This is a genomic window from Bacteroidota bacterium (assembly GCA_034439655.1).
In the GTDB taxonomy this organism is placed as follows: Bacteria; Bacteroidota; Bacteroidia; order UKL13-3; family UKL13-3; genus CANJUD01.
In genome coordinates, this window is the sequence record JAWXAU010000192.1 from 1 (window position 1) to 8672 (window position 8672).

Genomic DNA, 8672 nt, shown 5'->3' on the forward strand with positions numbered 1-8672 from the left:
CCGACACTCAATATATAATAGTCCAAAAGAAAGGGACTAATCCCCCCGCATCCCGATAATTATCGGGATTAAGCGGGGCTTTCGGGATGTAGTTCGGTACTACCATTCTAAAAACTAAAGCCGCCACAGGCGGAGAACTATTTTAGTTTAAGAATTGGTATTAGATAATACATTCAAATACAAATTCAAAACTTTGAATCATGCTTTGCATCCAAGTAATTAGACTCTAGCCCACTTGCTTATATCCTATCCGCTCTCTGCTTACAAAATCAGCCTGTATTTCTTTATCGCACAAAAGCATATTTAATGCTTCATACACATCTTCAAATTGCTTGTTGTTTTTCTTTTCCAGTTTGGCAATCTTATCTGCTAATTCTTTATAACTTATTGCAAAATGTCGTATCATGACGAATGCCCTAACTATTGATATATTTACCTCAATGGCTTTGTCAGAATTGAGAACAGAACTGAGCATTGCCACGCCATGCACTGTGAATGCAAAAGGTAAATACTTTGGATATCTGCCTCTCCCAGTCTCTATGGTGCTAAAACTGCACCTTAGAGATCCCCACTCATCTTTAGCGAGTTCGAACATAAAATCAGATGAAAATCTGTTGATGTTTACTTTCACGGCTCTTTTCAGCTATTTAGTTTCGGTTTCATACAATTCGGAAAGGTCGAAAACTAACATAACTTTTTGATCTCTGATCTCATAAATTCGTTTTTGAATGATTTATATACTCATACTTATTACAATATTTGTAGATGTGGCAAAATGTATCTTGTTATTTTTACAATTTGTGTCTCCAAACTAGTCGGGTGGAAACACCTGATTACACATGTCGGGTGTTTCCACCCGACAACAAAAACAGGGACAGTTATCGAGGTCATTGTACATTACTCGTTGACAACCTATAAATTCCTATTTGTATTTTCGCATCAAATTAACTTCAATACAGGATATTCATGAAAAAACAATATATAATAGTCTTGGCACTTATATTAATTACGAGCAGTTATTTTATATATAGTTCGGTACAAAATTCTAGTCCCCATCCTATCTATAAATTTGGCGATGTGGTAGACAGTTTAAATGGAGTTTATGTATATTATAATGGAAGGGTGAGCCACACTGGAGAAAGGAATACCACTAAGGATGGATATAATATTGGCTTAAAGTATCAATGTGTTGAATTTGTGAAACGATATTATTACGAGTATTATCGCCATAAAATGCCCGACACTTATGGCAATGCTAGAGATTTTTTTGATGCAAAAGTGAATGATGGTGAATTAAACACTGCACGAAATTTATTACAGTTTTCTAATCACAGTAAATTGAAGCCCAAAGTGGGCGATCTTATTATTTTAGACGGACATTGGGGCAATAAATATGGACATGTAGCTATTGTATGCTCAGTAACCCAGAGCAATATTTCTATTATACAGCAAAACCCGGGCGTGTTTGATAAGTCTCGTGTAGAAATGGAACTCGATTCTGCGAATTCGAAATTTGAAGTGAAGAACTCTATGGTTTTAGGATGGTTGCGGAAGAAGTAACTTTTCGATAAAATTAGTGCTTCATACTTTTAACTGCACTATGGTTAAAAATTGAAACACTAAGAAGCTAAGTTACTTTGAGGTTTTTCTTTGGGTATTATTTGTGGGCAAAATACAAATTCCCACCCTTATTGTTGCAACACCAATGAATTACCATTTTATATCAATAGGTGGGGCAGTGATGCACAATATGGCACTGGCTCTGCACCAACTGGGGCATACCATTACTGGCAGCGACGATGAAATATTTGAACCCGCCAAAAGCAGACTTGCAAATGCCGGTTTATTGCCAAACGAGATTGGTTGGTTCCCTGAAAAAGTAGATGCTAATTTGAATGGCGTGATACTGGGCATGCATGCAAAGGCCAATAATCCTGAACTTTTAAAAGCCAAGGAACTCAATATTCCTATATATTCATTTCCACAATTTATATATGAACATGCCAAAGATAAAACCCGTGTTGTAATTGGCGGCAGTCACGGCAAAACCACGAGCACCGCCATGTTGATGCATGTGCTGCGAGAAACAAAAAGAGATTTTGATTATATGGTCGGCTCGCAGCTTGCGGGTTTTGATACAATGGTGAAATTGAGCAATGCCCCACTCACTATTTTGGAAGGCGATGAATACCTCACTTCACCGCTAGACCTGCGACCCAAGTTCCATTTATATTTTCCACAAATTGCCATGCTTACGGGCATCGCTTGGGATCATATCAATGTATTTCCCACATTTGAAAACTATATAGAACAGTTTGAAATATTTATAAACCAATTGCCCGATGGTGCTCCCCTAGCATATTACGAAGGCGATGAGCACTTGCAAGCATTAGCCGCCAAACACAGAGGGCGTTTGCGATTAATGCCTTATAGAGAGCTGGAAAATCGCCCGACAAATATTGATGGTTATAAAACCATTATACAAACCGCCATTGGCCCAGTGGGGTTGAAAATATTTGGGCAGCACAATTTGCAAAACCTGGCTGGCGTATATTTATTGAGCAAGGAGCTGGGCATTGGAGATTTAGAATTTTACCAGGCTATATCTACTTTTGACGGCACGGCTAAACGTTTGGAGTTACTATATGACAAAGAAAATACTACAGTTTATAGAGATTTTGCACACAGCCCATCCAAACTCAAAGCCACGGTGAATGCGGTGCGAGAGCAGTATATAAATAGGAAGTTGACTGCCTGTTTCGAGTTGCATACCTATAGCAGTTTGAACAAAGATTTCTTGAAAGAATATCAAAACAGCATGGATGTGGCCGATGATCTTATCATATATTATAATGCTCATTCGTTCGAAATAAAAAAAATGGAACCTTTGCAAAAGGCCGAAGTGCAAAACGCATTTGGAACTAAAGCCATTATATTTGACCAAACAGCCGACCTGCAAAATTTCCTCCAACAGCTTGATTATGAAAACCGTGTACTGCTGCTGATGAGTTCGGGTTCGTTTGATGGCATCGCCTTAAATTTTTGGGAGAAATAATTAATATCTTTTACCAATTTTTCATTAACCTTTGCAGTTGATATACTTGTAATAAAAACCATGAAATTTTCTTCGCCGTGGCGAATACAAAGAGCAAAAAAATAAATAAATGAGTAAAAAAATCATAATACAATTCTTAATTTTTGCGGCCATCAGTATTTCAATAGCCTCCATCAACCTTAACCACAGCACCATGAGCGACGCACTTCACCACGAATATATGGATACCACCATAATGCCGGGTAACGATTTTTATCATTATGCAGTGGGGAATTGGATTAAGAACAACCCCGTTCCGGCTAGCGAAAGCCGTTGGGGAAGTTTTAATGAAGTAGAAGAACGAAATAAGAAAATATTGTTGGGTATATTAGAAAGTGCTGCTATATCAAACGCTCCCGAGGGCAGTAACCGCCGCAAGATTGGTGATTTTTATAAGAGTGGAATGGATAGTGAAATTATGGAAAAGCAAGGCATCGAACCTGTGACTCCATACCTTGCTGAAATAAAGAAAATGAAAAATATAGATGACCTCAATAAATTACTCGGCAAATGGCAAAGCCAAGGAAACGGGATGTTGTTTAATTTTTCTGTAGAACAGGATTTGAAAGAAAGTTCGCTCATGATTCCTTACTTCAACCAAGGCGGATTGAGCATGCCTGATAGAGATTATTATTTTAAAGAGGATGAAAAAAGTGCGAAGCTTCGCACTGAATTAGAGAATACAATGGTCTCGATTTTCAAACTCATGGGGGAAGTAGATGCCGATGCGAGACCACATGCACGCACTGTGATGCAAATGGAAACTCGATTGGCAAAAGCCAGTATGGATCGTGTTACTTTACGCGACCCTTATGCCAGCTATCATAAAATGACGCTGCAATCATTCACCAATGAATTATCGAAAAATACCAATTGGTTGGTGATGGCAAAATATTTTGGTTTGCCCAAGGTAGACAGTATTATAGTTGGTCAACCTGATTTTTTTAAAGAGGTTAATACGATGATGACTGAAATTCCAATTCAGGATTGGAAAACATATTTAAAATGGCAGTTGATTCGTGATGCTTCTCCTTATCTCAGCGACAATTTTGCATCGGAGCATTTTCGTTTTTATTCTACCATCATGCGTGGCGTAAAAACGAGAAAGCCCAGAAACGAACGTGTAATGAAAACGGTAGAAGGCTTGATGGGTGAAGCAGTAGGGCAATTATTTGTAGAAAAGAATTTTAAAGTGGAGGCCAAATCACGTATGCTCAAAATGGTTAAAAATCTACAAGATGCATTCCGGGTGCGAATACAAAAACTGGAATGGATGAGCCCTGAAACCAAAGTGAAAGCCACAGAAAAATTGGATAAATTTATGGTAAAAATTGGGTATCCTGATAAGTGGAAAGATTATTCAACCTGCAAAATAAAAAACCAAGCTTTTGTATTAAATGTGATGGAAGCATCAGCTTATGAATATAAAAGAATGATTGCCAAATTTGGCCGCCCAGTGGATAGAACTGAGTGGGGAATGGCTCCTCAAATGGTGAATGCTTATTATAATCCTTCTTTGAACGAAATTGTATTCCCAGCAGGGATATTACAGCCTCCTTTCTTCGACCCCAATGCCGATGATGCTATGGTATATGGTGCTATTGGTGCTGTGATTGGGCACGAGATGACCCATGGTTTCGATGACCAAGGTTGCCAGTTCGACGCGGTGGGGAATTTGAAAATGTGGTGGACCGATGAAGACAAAAAGCGTTTCGATGCAAAAACTGCTATGGTTGTTGCACAATTCGATGCATATACTGTGCTCGACGATGTGCACGTAAATGGCAAATTAACTTTGGGCGAAAACATCGCAGATTTAGGTGGACTTATGATAGCCTTAGAAGCATTCAGAAGTACCGATGAAGGAAAAAGAAATTTAGTAGTACATGGGGTTCCCGCCGATCAAAGATTCTTTTTATCGTGGGCCAATGCTTGGAAGAATAATATAACAGAACCTGCCCTTCGCCAACGCATTATGACCGATCCACACAGCCCGGGAGAGTTCCGCTGCAATGGCCCAATTAGCAATATGGACGATTTTTACAATGCATTTAAAATAAATACCGGAAAGATTTTTAGACCTGTAAACGAACGAGCAAGAATTTGGTAATTGAGTGCTGCAGATGCTTGTGTTTGTTAACTTCAAGCAAATTATATATATAATAAAATGGAAGATTTAAAAGCAACTGTTAAACAAAAATTTATAGAATACCTGGAACTTAAAGGTCAGCGTAAAACTCCTGAGCGTTTTGCCATTTTGGAGGAGATATATTCTAAAAAAGAACACTTCGATGTGGAAAGATTATATGACCAAATGAAAGAGCGAAACTATAGAGTGAGTCGTGCTACAGTATATAATACTTTGGATTTATTATTAGAATGTGGCTTGGTTGCCCGACATCAGTTTGGCGAGAATATGGCAGTATTTGAACAAGCCTATGGATACAAGCAACACGACCACATGATATGTAACCATTGTACTAAAATTTTAGAATTCTGCGACCCGCGTATCCAGCAAATACAAAATATGATAGGCGGAATCCTGAATTTTAATATCACCTCGCATTCTCTCAATTTATATGGAGAACCACAAACCAATAAAAACGGAAAATGTATAAACTGTAACAAGCTAGTACCGAAGAAATAGGAGGAAGGAAGTTAGGAGGAAGGAAGTAGGAATAAGGAGTAAGGGGTAAGGAAGTATAAAGTAGTAAGTATAAAGACAATTTAGCTTAAATAAAAACATGATAATAGTTTCTAATATTGTTTCATTAACCATTAACCCAGTAGCGGCGGGTATCATTTATCATTCAATCATAATTCATTAAATAATTAAATAATTTGTTTCCAACCCTCACTTCCATATTACAATACCTGTTTGGTATTAATATATTATTGCCAGTTCAAACTTTTGGGTTGCTATTGGCTATTTCATTCATTGCTGCTTATTGGGCAATGAGTAAAGAACTGAAACGCAAGGCTGGCCTATTTGCCGACATTCCTACACAAATGGAAATAGGCAAACCTAAAACAAAAATGGATTACCTTATAGCCGTTGTTACTGGGTTTTTATTGGGTTATAAACTTGGGCTCATGTTCACCGACTATGATACTTTTTCCAACAATCCACAAGATGCCATATTATCTTTAAAAGGGAATATATTAGGGGGTGTTATATTAGGTGGCCTGATGACCTATTTTACTTGGAACGAAGATCGACAAAACCGCAAAACACCGCACGAAATCAAAACTATTATATTAAAACCACACCAGCTCATGGGAAGTATAACTGGGCTTGCGGCTATTTGGGGTTTGATCGGTGCCAAACTTTTCGACAATTTAGAAAATCCTGCTTTATTAATCGAAGACCCTATTGGTTCTCTACTTTCATTTAGCGGACTTACTTTTTATGGCGGACTTATCTGTGGGGCAGCAGCAGTATTGTGGTTTGCACGCAAAAAAAATATAAACTTATTACATTTAATTGATTCCTCCGCCCCCGCTTTAATATTGGCTTATGGAGTGGGTCGTATCGGTTGCCAATTGAGTGGCGATGGCGATTGGGGAATTGTGAACACTGCTCCCAAGCCAGCGTGGATGGGTGTATTGCCTGATTGGGTATGGTCGTTCAAATACCCACACAATGTAAATAGCGAGGGCCTACCCATACCTGGTTGTGTGGGGCCGCATTGTAGTGAGCTACCTTTCCCCGTGTTCCCTACGCCCATCTACGAAACCATTATGGCACTTGCTATATTTGGTATACTGTGGATGTTACGCAAACGTATTTCCATACCTGGCATGTTGTTTTCTATATATATGATACTAAATGGTGCCGAGCGATTATTGATAGAACAAATACGCGTAAACGAGCGTTATCACTTGGGCTCATTCAGTTTCACACAAGCCGAATTGATAGCAGTATTGATGATGGCAGCGGGATTAGCTGGTATTGTCATCACCAAAATATGGGCCTCGAAAAAACCCATATTAGAACCTTCCGAAAATTGAGCACCATATTTGTTATGAATAATAATATTCATATATAAAGCATCATGAAAATTAAGATTATCATTATTATATTATATTTTTTCGCAGGAAATATATTTGCCCAACACACCACGGTGGTGGTAGAAAATGATACCATTCTCGTTTCAGAATTGCCCACCTTTACCTACACGGCTAAGATGACTGAGGAACAACGTAGAGCCTATTATCGATTAATTAGCAGGGTGAAATTTGTATTGCCTTATGCGAAAATGGCCGCTTTCCATTTGCAACAAGTAGAGCAAAAACTACAAGCAATTCCTTCCAAAAAAGATAGAAAAAAATTCGTTAAAAAATATTCCAAAGAACTAAAGGAATCATTCCAGAAACAACTTAAAAACTTAACGATTGACGAAGGAAAACTAATGGTGAAACTAGTGAGCAGAGAGACTGGAGCTACTGTTTACGGCATTATGAGCGAATACTATGGTAGTGCCGAAAAATTCTTTTATAATTCCTTTTCCAGTCTATATGGATATGATTTGGATGAAACTTATGACCCCGTAGAAAATTTCCAAATAGAAAAAATAATTCACGATTATAAATTAGAATAATGACTTCACCCCGTTTCAACTTCGACGAACATATAATATATAACAATGCAGGGCTACTCGTGGTGAACAAACCACCCTTTATTCCCAGCCTCGACGAGCGAAATTTCACCACTACCAGTTTATTACAGTTGCTGCGAAAGAAGTTCCCAAGTGTGCAGTTGTGCCATCGCTTAGATCGTGAGACATCGGGTATTATGATAACTGCCACAAGTAATGAAGTATTTAAAAAAGTAAATAAACTTTTCGAAGACAGAGCAATCGCAAAAGAATATCATGCTATAGTAGATGGCGTTAAAAAAATGGAAACCCTAGAAATAAGTTTGCCCATACGCGAAACAAAAAAAGCTACAGTAGTAATTGACCATGCAGGCAAACCTGCTCACACTATATTTAATTCCATAGAATTTTTCAGGCATTTTACTTTGTTATCTTGCAAACCAACTACAGGACGCATGCACCAAATTAGAGTTCACCTTGCCAGCCAAAATACACCCATCACGGGCGATCTATTATATGGAGGCAAATTGCCCATGATGTCGTGGATAAAGCGTAATTATAAGATGGCAAAGTATGCCGAAGAGAAACCTATTTTCGATCGGGTAGCTTTACATGCACGCACGATATCTTTTGAACTTGATGGAGAACATTTATCGTTTGAAGCCCCCTACCCTAAAGACCTAGAAGTATTTTTGAAAATTTTGGGGAGGTATGATACGTTTTAAAATTAATACCGTCATTCTGAGTCCCGTTATTGATAGTGCTAAATTATATATATACCTTTTAAAACGAGATGAAGAATCTGCCCAAATTTGTACTACTCTACAATTATACCAATTCTTAAACTAAAATAGTTCTCCGCCTGTGGCGGATTTGGTTTGTAGCGGAAGTTAAAACATACTTTATAGCAACAGCAGAAGTTTGCCTAATAAAAGCCCCAAAATGTAGCCACTAAAAGTTGATAACTTTGTTAATAAATA

The 8672-nt window shown here is 38.0% G+C and carries 7 protein-coding genes and 1 pseudogene; 7 read left to right on the forward strand and 1 reads right to left on the reverse strand.

The genetic code is table 11. From position 1 onward, the window contains the following. Positions 1-226: 226 nt before the first annotated feature. Positions 227-733: pseudogene (locus SGJ10_14435) on the reverse strand (ORF6N domain-containing protein). Between the two features lie 233 nt (positions 734-966). Between SGJ10_14435 and SGJ10_14440 the strand changes: the two are divergent. The 7 genes from SGJ10_14440 to SGJ10_14470 all read left to right on the forward strand — a co-directional run bounded on the left by SGJ10_14440 (position 967) and on the right by SGJ10_14470 (position 8417). After that, entirely contained in the window at positions 967-1560 is a 594-nt protein-coding gene (locus tag SGJ10_14440) for a CHAP domain-containing protein (GenBank protein MDZ4759322.1), read from the forward strand. Between the two features lie 145 nt (positions 1561-1705). Then, complete coding sequence (locus SGJ10_14445; GenBank protein MDZ4759323.1) at positions 1706-3055, forward strand: Mur ligase family protein; 1350 nt, start codon at positions 1706-1708, stop codon at positions 3053-3055. Between the two features lie 109 nt (positions 3056-3164). After that, positions 3165-5204: a M13 family metallopeptidase gene (locus SGJ10_14450; GenBank protein ID MDZ4759324.1), complete on the forward strand. Its 2040-nt coding sequence runs from the start codon at positions 3165-3167 to the stop codon at positions 5202-5204. A gap of 57 nt (positions 5205-5261) precedes the next feature. Next, complete coding sequence (locus tag SGJ10_14455) at positions 5262-5741, forward strand: transcriptional repressor (protein ID MDZ4759325.1); 480 nt, start codon at positions 5262-5264, stop codon at positions 5739-5741. A 194-nt stretch (positions 5742-5935) separates the two neighbouring features. Further along, positions 5936-7105: a prolipoprotein diacylglyceryl transferase gene (locus SGJ10_14460; GenBank protein MDZ4759326.1), complete on the forward strand. Its 1170-nt coding sequence runs from the start codon at positions 5936-5938 to the stop codon at positions 7103-7105. A gap of 44 nt (positions 7106-7149) precedes the next feature. After that, complete coding sequence (locus tag SGJ10_14465; protein MDZ4759327.1) at positions 7150-7695, forward strand: DUF4294 domain-containing protein; 546 nt, start codon at positions 7150-7152, stop codon at positions 7693-7695. Continuing rightward, positions 7695-8417 (forward strand): RluA family pseudouridine synthase, encoded by a 723-nt coding sequence (locus tag SGJ10_14470; GenBank protein MDZ4759328.1) that lies wholly within the window; start codon positions 7695-7697, stop codon positions 8415-8417. Before SGJ10_14465 ends, SGJ10_14470 begins: the two co-directional genes overlap by 1 nt. The last annotated feature ends 255 nt before the right edge of the window (positions 8418-8672 follow it).